Origin of the sequence: Candidatus Nitrosotenuis cloacae, assembly GCF_000955905.1 — an archaeon.
GTDB lineage: Archaea > Thermoproteota > Nitrososphaeria > Nitrososphaerales > Nitrosopumilaceae > Nitrosotenuis > Nitrosotenuis cloacae.
The window spans coordinates 1,120,242-1,135,562 of sequence record NZ_CP011097.1 but is presented as its reverse complement, the minus strand read 5'-3'; the positions used below and the strand labels follow the sequence as shown (position 1 = coordinate 1,135,562).

The window sequence follows — 15,321 nt, the reverse complement described above, 5'->3', positions numbered from 1 at the left end:
CCGTTGGATCATCTAGTAAAGGTAAGAGAGGCATACCAAAAGGGACTGCTCCCACAAGACATCCATGATGCCATACTAGAAAGATTTGAGCTTGTAAGTGCTGGCATACAAAGAATTGAAAAGGCATCGGGCACCACATACCCAATATCGTACGTAGAGCCGTCCGTTATCTTGACTAGCGGTGCAGACATGTCGTTTCAATATGGAATATTATTTGCAAGAACCATTCCGGTATTCTTTGAGGAAAAATTTCAAGTTGTAATCCAGATTTCAGCCCCACTTGTGGCATTTGGACTCAAGGGAACAATTCATGCTATACTGGCGCACGAATTTCTGCATTATTTGGAGCTGATTCGCAAAATCTCAAAAATGGAAATGTTATCAGATGAAGTATCCTCAAGTCTATTTGAGAACACTTATGCCGATAGCACCCGGCTATTTGAGCCAAGGGCAGTCTTTTCTGATCAAACCCTACTCACACATATTACAAAAAAATTCCCAACTGGATTCAAGGACTATAAACTAGAAGACAAGACAGAGAAGTTTTGGATATCAAAGCAACTACCAGTAACAAATGTGGCACTAGATGCAAACACCGTCAAGCTATCCGCAGAAGCCCTTGCCAAGGTAAGCCTGAATCAAAACCTACTACAAAAGATCAAAGAATACGAAGAACGTGAATCTAAACTGCGAAAAAAGAAGCTCTACTGAATGAATTCAGTTAGGCCGCACTTGCCGCAGGTCTTTCTGTTTTTGTGATCCGACATGAATACGCCCTTGCCACACCTGGAGCAGGACTTGTGTACTCGGGTTGCCTTGTCGCCAGAAATTTTATAGTATGATGCAATGCCGGTTGCCTTTGCTTTTGCCTTTTTGTCTGCCATTATGAGCTAGCCTCTTTTGGCTCTTCTGCCGCTGTTTCCTCTTTTGGAGCAGCAGCCGCAATTGCAGCTTTGATTTTATCTAGTCTCTTGAAAATGGTTGGGTTGACCTGCTTTTTTGCCAACTCTTCACTCTCATACACATAGAAGGTTCCAGTTACTTCTGGTCTCCCAGAGTGGTTTTTCATGAAAATTGGAATGATTACCTTGCCGTCAAGCTTGAATTGTTTTGAAATCATGTCTGCTGCGTCTAGCTTTTTGAGCTTGCCTGCCAAGCCCTTGAAATTGCAAACAATCTCTCTTCTTGAGAGGAATGTATTGTTTACATCGCTGAGTGTTTCTATTGACATGTATTCTTGCCTCGTTTTTCCATTTCATATAAACCTTGATTGGAAATCACGAAGAGATTTAAGAAAAATCAATCCCACACAATCCATTGGACCGATTCATGTTGCACCTCAAAAACACTGGATACGGCCCAAGTGATACTGGCGAGCTGCTTGCAAAGGCAAGACATCTTGGGACTGCACTGAACTGTACAATTAGGGATTGCCGAGTCGCCACAAAATATGTCGAGTTTGATGTGTCAATTAGCAAGCTGGTAATGGATAAGCTGATCTACAAACTATCACCAATTGCACCCCTTGATCATGCAAGACAGGTAATCGAGGAGCACATTGAAAAAGAGGATGCAATCAAGCAGGGGATATTTTATTTTAACGAGGAGCGGTTCTGGGAGGCCCACGAGGTCCTAGAGAGCGTATGGAAAAAATGCTACGAGGGCGAAAAAGACCTAGTTCAGGGAATCATACTGATTGCAGCTGCCCTAGTTCATTACCAAAAAGCCGAGAACACCATCTGCCTTTCCGTTCTGGGGCGGGCAATGGACAAGCTGGCACATTCTACTGGAATGTATCATAGTATTGATGTGGATGCGATGCGACAGAAGGTAGGAGAAATTAGGCGTTCTGGGCAGATCTTGCCATTCACTATATGATTAACTGAATTGCAGTCTTTACCACTTGGGCACCTTCCAATAGTCCGATGCTTCCAAGCTTTGCGTTTCGCTCTGTGTATCTTGTGCTGTTGTCTTTTTTTACCATATCGCCAGAAACCAAGACCGGTACTGGATCATCCGAGTGGCCCTTGTTGATGCATGGCGTGGAATGATCCGCTGATACCACTATTGCTACCTTGCTAGTGTCAATATTATCAAGTAGTGTGCCAAAGAATCGCTGATCAATTTCCTCAATGTTTTTCATCTTTCCGATTGCGTCGCCGTCGTGGCCGAATTCGTCTGGGCCTTTCAGATGAACATAGATTGCATTTTCCGTCTCCATTGCCTTTGCTGCCACACGGGCCTTTTCCTCATAGTCTGTCAGACCGCCAGCATTGAATGTGCGCATCTTGAGCACCTCGGATATGCCGATTTCCACTGGCATGTCCACTATACATGAAAATCTCATTGAATACAAGTCATTGATTGGAACTACCTTTGGATAATGGTTGCCGGCGTCTCGAAGTAAAATGGAATTGAGCATTTTCTTGCCCTGCTGTTTTCTGATCTGGTTGGTCTTACTTTCCCTGAGAATTTTCAGTGATTGTTCTGTGAACTCATTTACTAGTTTGGCAGTAAGCGCAGAATTTGGAACGTCCTTTAATGGTAGACATCGCTCTATTTTCAGATAATCTCCAACTGCCTTGGCAATTCCCATGCCATCCACCCGTGAATATGCTGGGTCTGTGTTTGTAATTTCTGATGATAACTGTTTGCCCTCACAACGAATTCTAACCACAACCCGATGTCCTATTGTTGGCGTAACAACAACTGATGCGCCAGGCTCTGAGAATTGTATGGTGTCCTCGATTTCCTTTGATACTGCTAGTGCGTCTTCTTTCTCTATTTTACGACCTGCACGCCTATCAGATATGATGCCTGAATCATCAAGTGTTGCAAAGTTTCCACGCAACGCCAAGTCACCATCTTTAAAGTCAATTCCGGTTCCGATTGCCTCAATTACACCTCTTCCTGCGTATTCCGAGTGCTGAAACTTGTAGCCAAGCATGTTAAAGACTGCAATGTCGGATTCCGGTGCGATTCCCTTTCCAACTGATATGACCTCTCCCATTGCGCCATTTTTTGTCATTCTATCAAGGCTTGGAGTTTTTGCATAATCTAGCGGTGTGGTTCCTTTTAGATCCGGATGTGGCAAGTCGCCGACTCCGTCCAACAAAACATAAACCATTTTCACTTTGGAATTGTCCGACATTCTGAGTTGCCCTTTTTGAAAACTGATCCTAGATCACTTTAAACTTTCAGCTGACCCAAAATCAATTTGCGATCTTTGAAAAGGTTTTATCATGCACGCATTCATACTATCGAATATGGGGACGATGCGAAAGGACTACATCTCAGAAAGATTTGCCATCGTCTCACAAAACGACGACAAAATAGATGACTCCAAGAAATGTCCGTTTTGTCCTGGAAATGAATCCATGACCAATCCATCATTGTTGTCATTGGTTGCAAAGGACGGAATGCTGCAAAGGCTGCAGGACTCGGAAGACAACTACGTCGAAGACTGGACGGTCCGAGTCTTTGAGAGCAAAAATCCGGCAGTCTCTATTTCTGCGGAAAACTCGTACAGCGATAGGCCACTATATTCAGAACCTGCATATGGATACCACTACATTCTGGTGGCATCTGAAAAACACAAGGACTCACTGGCCACCATATCAGTTGAGCAGTGGTCAAACATTTTGGTTGTCATACAAGACAGGATGCGATGGCTCTACACCCAAAGGGGCGTAACCTATGTTTCAATTTACATTAATCACGGAAAAGAGGCAGGAAGCGTAACTGCGCACCCTCACATCAATTTAGTCACATTTTCCACAATCCCTCCACTAATTGAGGCCGAAGCCGAGTCCTCGCACAGAATCCTAAACGAAAAGGGGGCATGTCCACTATGCCAGTCGGTAAATGCCGAGACTGGTGGTCCAAGACAGGTGCTCCAAACCGAAGGATTTTTGGCGTTTTGCCCTTGGGCACCATCACACCCATACGAATACTGGATTTGTCCAAAAAAACACACGACTAGTTTTTCCAAAATCACGCAAAAAGAAATCAATGATCTGTCCCTCATGCTAAGGGCAACACTTGGCGGACTGTCCAACTCACTCAAAAACGTCTCATACAACTTGGTGTTTCATCTATCACCTGAGAAGAAAAACAGCAGACAAATCCATTGGCACATTGAGGTGTATCCTCTAACATCAGCATGGTCCGGCCTTGAGCGGGGTTATGGAGTGTTTTTGAATTCGGTTGCGCCAGAAAAGGCAGCAGAACAATTAGGTGCTGCATGCAGAAAAGAACTTGCCGGACTGGTCGGAATAATCTAAAGGGTCACACCGTTTATTTATCTACAAGAAATTTTCTATATCATGGCAGGAATTGAAAAATACATTGCAATTGCTGCACTTGGCCTTTTTGTAATGTTTGCAGGCGAGATTAATGTCCTATACAATTATCTGACAAATCCAAACGTAGAGGTGGAGCCTGAGGCAAAGATCCTAATGTACATCTCAATTGGAGTTGCACCTGCATCAAGCCTTGCTGGAACTGCATTCATCATGGCAAAGCGATATGGCTCAAGACAAATTGGCGGATTGATCCTGGCAGGCGGAATTGTTCTGTTTGCTGGAATGCTTTCTGCAAATTATATGATTCAAAATATTGACCCCAACTATAGGGTCTATACCGTTGAGACGATTCCGCCATTATTCATGGGAGTATCATTTGCTGTAATGGCAGCGGGTGCATTTTTGTTTAGGACAAAAAAGCGACCAATCAAGGAATTCTTCTAGTGGTCGTACCGCATTCCGTTTGAATGCTTGGCAAAGCCTAGTTTCTCATAGAATGGCTTGACAGAATCATCGCAGTCCAGTATTGTTTTGTAGCAGCCCTGGGATTTTGCGTATTCCAGTACGGCCTTGATTATGACTACGCCTATTCCCTTTGATTGGTATTCTTTTGAGATCACGACATCCTCGATGTGGCCAACCTTGCCTCCACCATGGATGAATTTCTGTTCAATTAGTAGGGTTGTTGAACCAACTATCCTTCCTTGGTATTGGGCCACAAATATGGTATGATCTGGGTTTTGGCTTATCTTTTCTAGGATCTGCTTGGCCTTGTTTTTGTCCAGATCACTTGCCTTTCTTAGCGAATCCAGCGACTCTAAAAAGCCGACATCAAGGTCGGACTCGAGTATTTTGCGGACTGTAATATCGGACATTAAATCTTGCCGAGTTTTTCTCTGAATTCTTGGTATGCCTTTTTGTAGGATGCCTTGTCTCCAATATCGATAAATCCATTTTTGATGATAAAACTACCAACATCCTTTTTCTTTGAGAGCGCCTTTTTGATAACATCATCCATTCCGTATGGCTTGTTTTGCGGAATGTATGAGAAAATTCCTGACTCCATGACATAGCACCCGATGTTGATGTTTGCCTTGATCTCTGGCTTTTCATTCCATGCGGTGACCTTGCCTGACTTGTTGGTTTCAATCACACCGTACTTGAGGTTGGTCTTGTACTGGTGAAGGCTCATTGTGATAAATGATTTTTTTGTCTTGTGTTGGGCAATCATTTTTTTGAGATCAAAATTAAACACAGAATCCCCATACACACAAACAAATGTGTCATTGACCAGCGGTTCTGCAGTCTTTAGCTGGCCGGCAGTTGCAAGCGGCCTGTCAGCTATTGCATATTCTATTTTGACTCCAAACCTTGCACCATCCTCAAAGTAATCCTCGATTGTCTTTCTTAGATAACTAACACACAGAACAATTTCATCTACCTTGTTGCGTCTAAGCCACTCTATTAGGTGCTCAAGCAGTGGCTTTTCTCCGAGTGGTAGCATCGGCTTTGGAAGAAATGTAGTGTATGGTTGTAGTCTGGTTCCTAGTCCGCCTGCTAGAATTACTGCTTTCACAAAACTACATCAAAATCCCAAGTATTTATGCTCAGTTACACAAAGATCTTTGCACTAGTTAGATAATTTTTGAAATCTTGTCCAGCACCTGTCCTGGATTATTCCCAAATACTATGATCATTGCCTCCTTGCCCCAGTCTCCCTTATGGTATATGATGTCTGGTGGTGCGGATGAATTTTTTATTGCAAAATTAATACCCCACGAAATGGACGAGTTTTCTTTTGATTTGCTTGATTTTGGTTCCTTGACTCTGTCATAACTGGATATCTTACAATGCTTTGCGAATTTTTTTACTATATTTTGATCATATCTTAGGTTTAGTGCCGATCGTATCTGCGGGAATTTTTTCCGCATTGTTAGTACAGCAGTTGCCACGTGTTTGGAGCCGCCATATTCTAGAGTGCCTGCCATTGTGACCGTGTTGGTAGTCCTAACAATTCTTCCAGCAACACCAAGTATGTCTTTGGTTGATTTTGCTTTTGGCTTTGCAAAGACAAAGTTTGTCTGGCATTCGGGAATCAATTCACTGACTCCCTTGATTTCTTGGAATTGATTGATTGCCAAGCTAAGCTCTATTCTAATTGGGTCTGGCTTGGAATTGGTTATCTTTACCCTCCCTCCTAGTTTTTTTGCAGATGTTATAGTTTGATACGTGAATTGTTTTGCAAATCTTGCCGCATCGAAAATATTTGATTTTTGCGCAATGGAATATGCCAGGGCTGTAGCAAAATTGCAACCACTGCCATGTGTTTGGCCTGGAATCTTTCTACCAGAGATCGATTGGTGCTTCTTATCATGATATATGAAATCGCTGACTTTGTTTTTGTAAAATGAATGTCCTGTTATGATTACGCCTTTTGCGCCCATTTTGGAGATTGTCTCTGATGCTCTAACCAGATCGTCATATTTTCTGATTTTTATGCCTGAAAGCGCTTCGGCTTCCGCAACATTTGGAGTTATGATATTGGAAATAGGAATTAGAAATTTTTTGAGTAATGTGATTGCATCTTTTTTGAGTAATGTCCCGCCGGTGGTAGATTTTATCACTGGATCCAATATGATCGGAATTTTTTTGTTCTCTAGTTTGTCATGAATTTTTTTTATTGTAATGTCATCGTACACCATCCCAATTACTATCACATCAACTTCAAAATCAGACAATACTGCATCAATCTGGGACTCAACTGACTTGGCTGATACAGATTCTGCCAGACTGAATTCTTTTGAATTTTGTGCAGTGATTGCAGTTATGACACTAAAACAATTTGCACCCAGTATTTGTGATGCTTTTATGTCTGATTGTATGCCGGCGCCAGAGGAAGGATCCGATCCACCGATTGCCAAAATGTTCATGAAAATTTGTAATCGTTGTCGGGTTATAGTATTTGTGAATTGCCGGTGATCCTTCGCCTATTGTTTAAATCTAGAGGTCACCTACTGGTATTATGGGAACTCAGCTTGGCGCAGCGAGACGCGGAATAATCACAGATGAGATGAAACAAGTAGCAAAAGATGAGGGCGTCAGCGTAGAGTGGCTCAAATCGAAAATGGCAACTGGCTCGATTATCATTCCTGCAAACAATGTCAGACCACAAAAGGTACACCGTGTGGGAATTGGAAAGGGCCTCAAGACCAAGGTAAATGTCAACATTGGAACCTCTACGCTCAAAGTAGACCTAAATGAGGAAATAGAAAAGGCCAAAGTCGCAGTAAAACATCACGCCGATACAATAATGGATCTATCCGATGGTGGCGATGTCGGCTCTATTCGACGCGCACTACTAGAGGCAGCACCGATCACATTTGGTACGGTTCCAATCTATGAGGCATACAACCATGGGGTTGAAAAGCACAAAAACCCACTGGATATTACAGAAGATGATTTTCTAAACGCATTTGAGAACAATGCCAAAGACGGCGTTGATTACACTACCATCCACTCTGGCATATCAAAAGAGATCGCCAAGCGAATCCTCAAGGTCCAGAGATATGGCGGTGTGGTAAGCAAAGGCGGAACCATAACTGCTGCCTGGATGCTAAAGTATGACAAGGAAAATCCCTACATTACTCATTATGATTATCTGATTGAAGTTGCAAAAAAATACGATGTAACATTTAGTCTTGGCGATGCACTACGACCTGGCTCTATTTTGGACTCGCACGATGAATTACAGGTACAAGAGATGATCAACATCTCCAGACTGACAAAGCAAGCACATGAGCAAGACATACAGGTGATGGTGGAGGGTCCAGGCCATGTTCCACTAAATGAGGTGGCTGCAAATGTAAGGCTGGCAAAGTCGCTAATTGGCGATGTACCGTATTATGTTCTGGGACCGCTAGTCACTGATATTGCATCAGGATATGATCACATTTCCAGTGCAATTGGTGCTGCAATTGCTGCAAGCGAAGGCGTTGATTTGTTGTGCTATCTTACCCCGGCAGAACACTTGGCGTTGCCAAATGCACAAGAGGTCCGACAGGGACTGATTGCATACCGCATTGCAGCACATGCAGGTGATCTTGTAAAGCTAAGGGAGAAGGCAATCATTTGGGACACAAAGATGACAGAAGCAAGGCGAACCTTGGACTGGGAAAAACAGATCTCGCTGTCTATAGACCCAGAGGAGGCAGCCCGCATCCACAATAGAACCGGTCAGCACACTGGAAATAACGTACCCTGTACGATGTGCGGTGGGGCATGTGTGTACCTGATGCTGCCACAACAAAGAAAGTATACCAAAGAAAACGAAAACCTACAACAAATTGAGTAGTACTTCGTCCAGATTTGGAACCGTCTGGTATTGATTTATCTCGTCACGACTAATCCACTTGTAGGAGCTGTTCTCCCAGTTCAGTGATATTTTGGTGGTCTCCATTTTGAACAAAAACGGGAAAATATGCCACTGGTGGTCCGGATATTGAGGCGATGACACCGTCATGTCCGCCCCTGCTTTGATTAGTTGTATGGATTCTGGTTTTGCGCCAATTTCTTCATAGATTTCGATTTTTGCTCGATGCAGTGGGTCCTCATTCCCTTCTATTATTCCGCTGACTGCGCCCCAAAGTCCCCTCATACTCTTTACTTTGTCACTGCGCTTTAGGATGAGTAGTTTTTCTTGGCTTGTCACAAAGGACGTTACTATTTTGGTTGAACGCATTACTTTTCGATTGCGTTTATCATTGTATTTAGTTTCTTGTACGAGTCTTCCAGATTGGTGTTCTTGCTCAGATTCTCCTGTACTGTTCTGATGTAATTGGTAATGTCCTCTGATTTTCCTTCCTGGATTGCGGTGAGTAGTCTTCCAATGTCTTTCCAGAACTCTTCTGCCGCTCGTCGAATCTCTGGGTTGGATATTATGGTCTCAATAAGATCAGTTGATTCTGTCATGATGCTCTCTGATAATATTTTTTGAATCTTGAATGTTGTTCCAGACATGCGCTCAGTGAGTGATATCTTGTCATCCTTTGATAGAATGTTTGCAAATGCCAGATTCACCAAATGTGTCAGACCAAGTATGATTGCGATTTTTTTGTCATGCTCTATTGCATCAATTGTTACAAAGTTTGCGCCCTCAAATAATGATTTTACTAGCGCCAGCTCTTTTTTTGCATCCTTGATTGGAATTGATATTATGTTTTGACCCTTGATCTTTTTTGCACCTGGGCCAAACATTGGGTGAATGCAAACCGGGTTTATCTTTGCTGGAATTTTCAATAGCGATGCGGCAGTCTTTGCTTTTTGTGATGATATCTCTATTAGAAATGATCCGCGCTTCATCTCTTTTGCAATCAGTCTGATTATTTCCGGTGTGCGTCTTGTTGGCGTACACAATAATACAATATCGGCATTGAGGACTGCGCCAACTAGCGATTGTGCCTTTTTTACTGCCTTGTCAGTAATTGGAGATTCCGAGTCAAATCCCACCACATCATAGTCAATTGAAGTAAAATACTTGGCAAACCATTGGCCCATCTTGCCACCTGCGCCCAAAATAGTGATGCTTTTTTTCATCTACGAGCCCTTCAGAACCTCATCTAATATCATCATTCCTTTCTGGAGCGTATCTTGGTCCTGGCAGGCAGAGATCCGAATAAATGACTTGTAATTGCCAAAACCGTCTCCCGGGGCGATTCCAACCCCATGATCCAAGAGCCTATTGGCAAACTCTAGTCCATCAAATCCCGGCTTGTTTATCCTGGCAAAAAGGTACATTGCACCATCCGGTGGTATGAAGTCAAGACCTATCTTTTTTGCCGATTCCACCAGAACATCAATCTTTGATTTCACTGTCTTTGGGTTTTGTGTAATGTCTGCATCCAGTGCCTTTAGCGCAGCATACTGGATTGGCTCTGCGACATTTGTGATACACAGTGCTTGGAGTCTTACCATTTTTTCTATGATGGATTTGTCTGCTATGGTGTAGCCGATTCTCAGTCCAGTCATTGCATGCGATTTTGAAAATGATTGTATTGTAATTGATTTTTTGTAATTGTTTGTAAGAACTGACTTCCACATGGAAAATGCATATTCGGAATAGATCTCATCACTTAACACATACAGGTCGTACTGCTTTGCCAAATCCATTACCTGGTCCTGGATTTTTGGCTCTAGTATCTTGCCTGTTGGGTTGTTTGGGTAATTCAGAACAATCATCTTTGTGTTAGAGTTTATCGTTTGTTTTATTTCTGGAATGAATGGGTTCCAGTGGTTTTCAAGTGTGGTGGAGATAGTTCGAACCTTGACTCCAGCATTTGTTGCGCAGTCTCGATATGCAGGCCATGCGGGCTCGATTACTATGATTTCATCGCCTGGGTTCAGCAAAGTCGAGATTGCCAGAAATACTGAAAACCTTCCGCCTGGTGAGACCAGAATGTTTTCTTGCTTTACTTCGGCACCAAATTTTTTAGTGGAATATTTTGCCAGCGCCTCTCGGAGTGATGGCATCCCAAGTGCTGGGCCATATCTGACAAATCCCTTATCGTATGATTCGCCCAAAGCAGATTGGACTATCTTTGGCGGCATAAAGTCCGGCTCGCCCACCTCCATGTGGATTATTCTTTTGCCCTGCTGCTCCAGGTTCTTTGCCTTGAGAAATATGGTAAGGTGCGTTTGTTTTCCCTCTGATTGGACCTTGATGGACTCGTTTAGCAGGAAATTTAGGAATTTTTTTCCAATGGACTCATCCAGGCCAATTTGTTTGCATAATTCGGATACTTCAGTGCGTAATTGCTCTTCTCTTTTTTCATCATTGATGGATAGGCCACTGTTTTTTTTGAGCTCGCCGATTTGCTTTGCTATATTGGTTCGCTCCTTGAGAAGCTTTACCATTTGTATGGTAATGTCATCAATTTTGTTTCGGAGCGAGTCTATGTCTGACATTTCTTATAGGACTGGCTTTATGAATCCGCCAATCAGTGCATGATCTGCCAAAACCAAAGATACCAGTGAATCCACCACTGGTGGTGCTCTTGGAACCACGCACGGGTCATGTCGTCCCTGCACCTGTAGTATGGCCGCCTTTTTTGTCTTGATGTCTATGGTTGATTGTTTTTTTGCTATAGATGATGCCGGCTTGAATGCTACTTTCATTGTAATTGGCATGCCATTTGATAGTCCGCCCAATATGCCGCCTGAATTGTTTGTCTTGGTGCTGACCTTGCCATTCTTTGTAACGTATGGGTCGTTGTTTTGTGAGCCAAACAATTCTGATCCTGCAAAGCCTGACCCAAACTCGACTCCCTTGACAGATGGTATGGAATAGATTGCCTTTGCAATGTCTGATTCCAAAGAACTGAATATTGGCTCACCCAGTCCTACTGGAACGCCCGTAGTGATTGATTCTATCACGCCACCCAACGAGTCGCCGTTCTTTCTTGCAGCAAGTATTGACGCTCTCATTTTCTCTGCGGTCTTTTGGTTTGGGCACCTCACTTCGTTTTGGTAGATCTTGCTTTTCATTTTCTGATCAAATTTTTCATTCATTGATATTTTTCCTATCTTTATGGTGTACGAGTTTGTCTCTACTCCTAGAGTTTGCTTGAGCAGCTTTCTTGCAATTGCGCCACCCATCACATGTGTGGCAGTGAGTCTTCCTGAAAATCGCCCGCCGCCCCTATAGTCATTGTATTGATTGTATTTTACCAAGGCAGGATAGTCCGAGTGACCAGGCCTCATCTTTGTTACTAGGTTTTCATAATCTCTGGAATGCTGGTCCTTGTTCCAAATTATCATTGCAATTGGTGCACCAGTGGTATGGCCACGAAAAACACCCGATAAAATTTCTACAACATCACCTTCCTTTCTCTGCGTCGATACTAGTGATTGTCCTGGTTTGCGTTGGTCTAGCATTTTCTGTACGTCTTTTTCTTCCAGTTCCAGGCCTGCCGGACATCCATCCAATACTGCTCCGATGCATCGTCCGTGACTTTCACCAAAACTAGTCAACACTAGCCTTTGACCAATCGAGCTTCCAGGCATCTTATGTAAAAATCGGCATGCGATGCATATAACCTATTTCGTTGTTATCTTTGCGCCGACATGATTCATGTCATCAACAAAGCTTGGATACGAAACATCAACTGACTCTGGGTCTGATATGGTGCAGCCACCAACATACATTCCAGCAATGCAAAACGCCATGAACAGTCTGTGGTCGTCTTCCGAGTTTAGGTCTGCACCTTTCAGTATGGTTGGTGGATTTAGGATCATACCATCTTCCTTTTCGGCAATGTCTAGGCCGAGTTTTTTTAGTTCTCTAACCAGAATTGCAATCCTGTCGGTTTCCTTGAATCTTGCGTGCTTTACGTTGTATAATTCCAGAGGGAATCCACACTTTAGTGATAAGATGGCAAGTGGCGGCAACAAATCCGGCGTATTGGACAGATCGAATTTTCCACCAAGCAACTTTTCTGGCGTGGTAACGGTGATTGCATTGTTGTTTAGTGATACGTCTACTCCGAGTTTTCCCAAAATGTCAATTATTGCCTCATCGCCCTGAGCCAAATCACCAATTGAAATCTTAACTGTGAGTTCTTCCCCAACCAAGACTGCAGCAGACAACAACAGTGCGACACTGGAAAAGTCTGACGGTATGGTAATTGTTGTGTGCTTGTATTCCTGCGGCTCTATTTTGTATTTTTTGTACTGCTCCATTACAATCACGTCTACTCCGAACTTTTTCATCGTAGATATGGTAGCATCAAGATATGGCTTTGATACTAGTTCTGATGAGATGTTGATTGTGGCTCCCTGCTCGGTTAGCGGGGATGCGATGAATAATGCTGATATAAATTGGCTAGAGACATTTCCTGCAATTGATATCTCGCCTCCCTTGATCTTGCCTGTGATCTCCAGCGGGGGTTTTCCGTCATTTGATGAGCATTTTGCGCCAAGTGCCTCCAGTGCATCCAATAATGGTTTCATGGGCCTTTTTCGCAGCGACTCGTCCCCAGTAAGTATGGTTTTAGAATCTCGGAGTGATGCAATGGCAGCAGCTATTCGAATTGTGGTACCAGAGTTTGATGCATCCACTGTTAATTCCTCTCCTTCAAACTTTGATATGCCCTTTACCTTGAGGTTGCTACCTGCCTCTGTAATTTCTGCGCCAAGGCTTTTGCAGATTTCAATTGTTGCGTTTGTGTCACGTGATCGTAATACATTTTTGATAAGGCTTTTCCCATTTACTAGGGATGCCAGAAATATTGCCCTGTGAGTGTAGCTTTTGTTGGTGGGACATGTTATGACACCACTGAGCCTTGATTGTTCTACATTACAGTTCATGGACTTCGGCTCGCTTGTTGTTGATTTCTGACTCCATTATTGTTCCCTCATGCTCTGAGAAGACCTTTTTTATTTTTGATGTGTTGTCTTTTTTTACAACAGCTGCAATGGATGGTCCATTGCCAGACACGGATGCACCAAGGGCTCCGTTTTCTATTAGTGATGATATTATTTTTGGATCAGAGTTCAAGACAGCTGATGTTGAATATCCGTTTAGTGTCATTGCGTTCCAGTAATCGCCATTTTTTGCAAAATTCCATGCCCTCTCAAAGATAACATCCAAGACCTTGAGCTGCTTGATGTTTCCTCTTTTTCTTGACTTTGGTACAAACACTACAACTGATAGATTTGCAGGGATTTTGTCAGATTTTATGATTTTGCGCGCCTTGTTGTCGGTAACCTGGATTCCGCCAAAATAACAGGCACATGCGTCATCATATGCTCCAGTCATGCTTACTTTGGCGGCAAGCGATGCGTCAATTCCTGCATTTAGAACTTGGCTGTCAGTATAATCGGGCCTGAATAGTTTGTGACATGCTAGAGATATTACAGAAGAAATGGCGCTAGAGCTTTTCAACCCATAGCCGGTTGGTATTTCTGAGCTCAATGATATTGTGATCTTGTTTTTCTCCAGCTCTTTTTTTGGTACTGCAAACTCGACTACCTTGCTGACAAGGCGAGAACTCATATTTTGATTGTCCAATTGTAATTGTATACCTTTGCCTTCGGTTGCAGATACAATTGCTTCAACCTTAGATGATATGCCAAGCGTTGCGCCCTTCCATGTGGCAATTGCATTTACCAGCGAGATTGCACCATTTACCGTAGCCTTTACCTGCATCTAGACTCCTCCAAGCAAGACCTTTTTCATGGTATCGTATGGTGCCGGGATCTTGTGCCATATCTGAAATGCCAATACAGCTTGGCCAAGTAACATTTCATATCCGTAAATTATTGTCGCAGAATTTTTCTTACTTTGTGTGATGAGGTCCGTGCTCATTGGCATGTAAATGATATCATACACGACGTGGTTTGTGTTTATCTTGTTTGTAGAAATGAGGCTTGACTCGTTTTTTAGGCCGACCGATGTTGTGTTTATGATAAATTTGTATTTGGATACATCCACATCAGACAACGTGGTGTGATCAGATTCTACGCCAAGGCCTGATGTGAATTTTGATAACTCTTGTGCTTTTTGTATGGTGCGGTTTGCTATTGTGATTTTTTTTGCTCTTTCCTTTGCAAAACCTGCTACTATAGCTCTTGCTGCACCGCCTGAGCCAAGAACCAAGACTGACTCTCCAGAGATTCCAATGCTTCGTTTCTTGATGGGCTCCAAAAAGCCGTCCATGTCTGTGTTGTAGCCGATAAATTTGCCGTTTTCATTGGATACCGTGTTTACAGCACCGATCATCTTGCATTCTGGGCTGGACTCGTCCAGGTATTGCATCATCTCTATTTTGTGTGGTATGGTAACATTAAACCCTGAAATCTTGATTTGGCGCAGCGACTCGATTCCCTCTTTGAGCTCACTCCTTGGAATTCTATAAGCAATGTATGTACAGTCCAAGTTTAGTGCCTTGAATGCGGCATTGTGAATGCTTGGAGACAAGGAATGCTCTATTGGGTCTCCAATGACTGCAAATGTTCTAGTCAT

At 43.1% G+C, this 15,321-nt stretch carries 18 protein-coding genes; 5 read left to right on the top strand and 13 right to left on the bottom strand.

All coding sequences use genetic code 11. The annotated features are described in order from the left end of the window. Positions 1 to 3 precede the first annotated feature (3 nt). Positions 4 to 711: a hypothetical protein gene (locus SU86_RS06465; protein ID WP_048188365.1), complete on the top strand. Its 708-nt coding sequence runs from the start codon at positions 4 to 6 to the stop codon at positions 709 to 711. Here the strand turns inward: SU86_RS06465 and SU86_RS06460 are convergent. Further along, positions 705 to 884, bottom strand: a complete 180-nt coding sequence (locus tag SU86_RS06460; RefSeq protein WP_048188363.1) for a 30S ribosomal protein S27ae — start codon at positions 882 to 884, stop codon at positions 705 to 707. The two genes, SU86_RS06465 and SU86_RS06460, sit on opposite strands and share 7 nt — an antisense overlap. Continuing rightward, on the bottom strand, positions 884 to 1,231 hold the full coding sequence (locus SU86_RS06455; protein ID WP_048188361.1) for a 30S ribosomal protein S24e: 348 nt from the start codon (positions 1,229 to 1,231) through the stop codon (positions 884 to 886). Before SU86_RS06455 ends, SU86_RS06460 begins: the two co-directional genes overlap by 1 nt. An 86-nt stretch (positions 1,232 to 1,317) precedes the next feature. Between SU86_RS06455 and SU86_RS06450 the strand changes: the two genes are divergently transcribed. Next, a complete protein-coding gene (locus SU86_RS06450; protein ID WP_048188359.1) occupies positions 1,318 to 1,878 on the top strand; it encodes a DUF309 domain-containing protein in 561 nt (186 codons plus the stop codon). Here SU86_RS06450 and SU86_RS06445 read toward each other — a convergent pair. After that, complete coding sequence (locus SU86_RS06445; RefSeq protein WP_236687675.1) at positions 1,871 to 3,151, bottom strand: BPG-independent phosphoglycerate mutase family protein; 1,281 nt, start codon at positions 3,149 to 3,151, stop codon at positions 1,871 to 1,873. The two genes, SU86_RS06450 and SU86_RS06445, sit on opposite strands and share 8 nt — an antisense overlap. A 115-nt stretch (positions 3,152 to 3,266) precedes the next feature. Between SU86_RS06445 and SU86_RS06440 the strand changes: the two genes are divergently transcribed. Further along, entirely contained in the window at positions 3,267 to 4,283 is a 1,017-nt protein-coding gene (locus SU86_RS06440) for a galactose-1-phosphate uridylyltransferase (RefSeq protein ID WP_048188357.1), read from the top strand. A 42-nt stretch (positions 4,284 to 4,325) separates the two neighbouring features. Beyond that, on the top strand, positions 4,326 to 4,748 hold the full coding sequence (locus SU86_RS06435; protein WP_048188354.1) for a hypothetical protein: 423 nt from the start codon (positions 4,326 to 4,328) through the stop codon (positions 4,746 to 4,748). On the opposite strand, the gene SU86_RS06430 is transcribed toward SU86_RS06435, so the two are convergent. From SU86_RS06430 to thiD, 3 genes are read right to left on the bottom strand one after another with little or no spacing between them, the layout of a single operon-like run. Beyond that, positions 4,745 to 5,179 (bottom strand): GNAT family N-acetyltransferase, encoded by a 435-nt coding sequence (locus SU86_RS06430; protein ID WP_048188351.1) that lies wholly within the window; start codon positions 5,177 to 5,179, stop codon positions 4,745 to 4,747. The two genes, SU86_RS06435 and SU86_RS06430, sit on opposite strands and share 4 nt — an antisense overlap. Then, positions 5,179 to 5,880 carry a nucleotidyltransferase family protein gene (locus tag SU86_RS06425; RefSeq protein WP_048188348.1) on the bottom strand — a complete coding sequence of 234 codons (702 nt, stop codon included), beginning with the start codon at positions 5,878 to 5,880 and terminating at the stop codon, positions 5,179 to 5,181. The genes SU86_RS06430 and SU86_RS06425 overlap by 1 nt, the downstream gene beginning before the upstream one ends. A gap of 58 nt (positions 5,881 to 5,938) precedes the next feature. Then, complete coding sequence (thiD, locus tag SU86_RS06420) at positions 5,939 to 7,234, bottom strand: bifunctional hydroxymethylpyrimidine kinase/phosphomethylpyrimidine kinase (RefSeq protein WP_048188343.1); 1,296 nt, start codon at positions 7,232 to 7,234, stop codon at positions 5,939 to 5,941. Positions 7,235 to 7,326: 92 nt separating this feature from the next. On the opposite strand from thiD, the gene thiC reads away from it, so the two are divergent. Continuing rightward, positions 7,327 to 8,655: a phosphomethylpyrimidine synthase ThiC gene (thiC, locus tag SU86_RS06415; protein WP_048188341.1), complete on the top strand. Its 1,329-nt coding sequence runs from the start codon at positions 7,327 to 7,329 to the stop codon at positions 8,653 to 8,655. Here thiC and SU86_RS06410 read toward each other — a convergent pair. From SU86_RS06410 to aroE, 7 genes are read right to left on the bottom strand one after another with little or no spacing between them, the layout of a single operon-like run. Continuing rightward, the gene (locus SU86_RS06410; protein ID WP_048188339.1) at positions 8,638 to 9,042 is read right to left on the bottom strand and encodes an NUDIX domain-containing protein; all 405 of its coding nucleotides are present in this window, start codon (positions 9,040 to 9,042) and stop codon (positions 8,638 to 8,640) included. The genes thiC and SU86_RS06410 overlap by 18 nt on opposite strands. Then, complete coding sequence (locus SU86_RS06405) at positions 9,042 to 9,896, bottom strand: prephenate dehydrogenase/arogenate dehydrogenase family protein (RefSeq protein ID WP_048188337.1); 855 nt, start codon at positions 9,894 to 9,896, stop codon at positions 9,042 to 9,044. The genes SU86_RS06410 and SU86_RS06405 overlap by 1 nt, the downstream gene beginning before the upstream one ends. Then, entirely contained in the window at positions 9,897 to 11,264 is a 1,368-nt protein-coding gene (locus SU86_RS06400; RefSeq protein ID WP_177318929.1) for an aminotransferase class I/II-fold pyridoxal phosphate-dependent enzyme, read from the bottom strand. 3 nt (positions 11,265 to 11,267) lie between these two features. Then, positions 11,268 to 12,362 (bottom strand): chorismate synthase, encoded by a 1,095-nt coding sequence (gene aroC / locus SU86_RS06395; protein WP_048188334.1) that lies wholly within the window; start codon positions 12,360 to 12,362, stop codon positions 11,268 to 11,270. A gap of 33 nt (positions 12,363 to 12,395) precedes the next feature. Beyond that, on the bottom strand, positions 12,396 to 13,664 hold the full coding sequence (gene aroA, locus SU86_RS06390) for a 3-phosphoshikimate 1-carboxyvinyltransferase (protein WP_048188332.1): 1,269 nt from the start codon (positions 13,662 to 13,664) through the stop codon (positions 12,396 to 12,398). Next, complete coding sequence (locus tag SU86_RS06385; protein WP_048188330.1) at positions 13,654 to 14,505, bottom strand: shikimate kinase; 852 nt, start codon at positions 14,503 to 14,505, stop codon at positions 13,654 to 13,656. Before SU86_RS06385 ends, aroA begins: the two co-directional genes overlap by 11 nt. Then, on the bottom strand, positions 14,506 to 15,321 hold the full coding sequence (gene aroE / locus SU86_RS06380; RefSeq protein ID WP_048188328.1) for a shikimate dehydrogenase: 816 nt from the start codon (positions 15,319 to 15,321) through the stop codon (positions 14,506 to 14,508).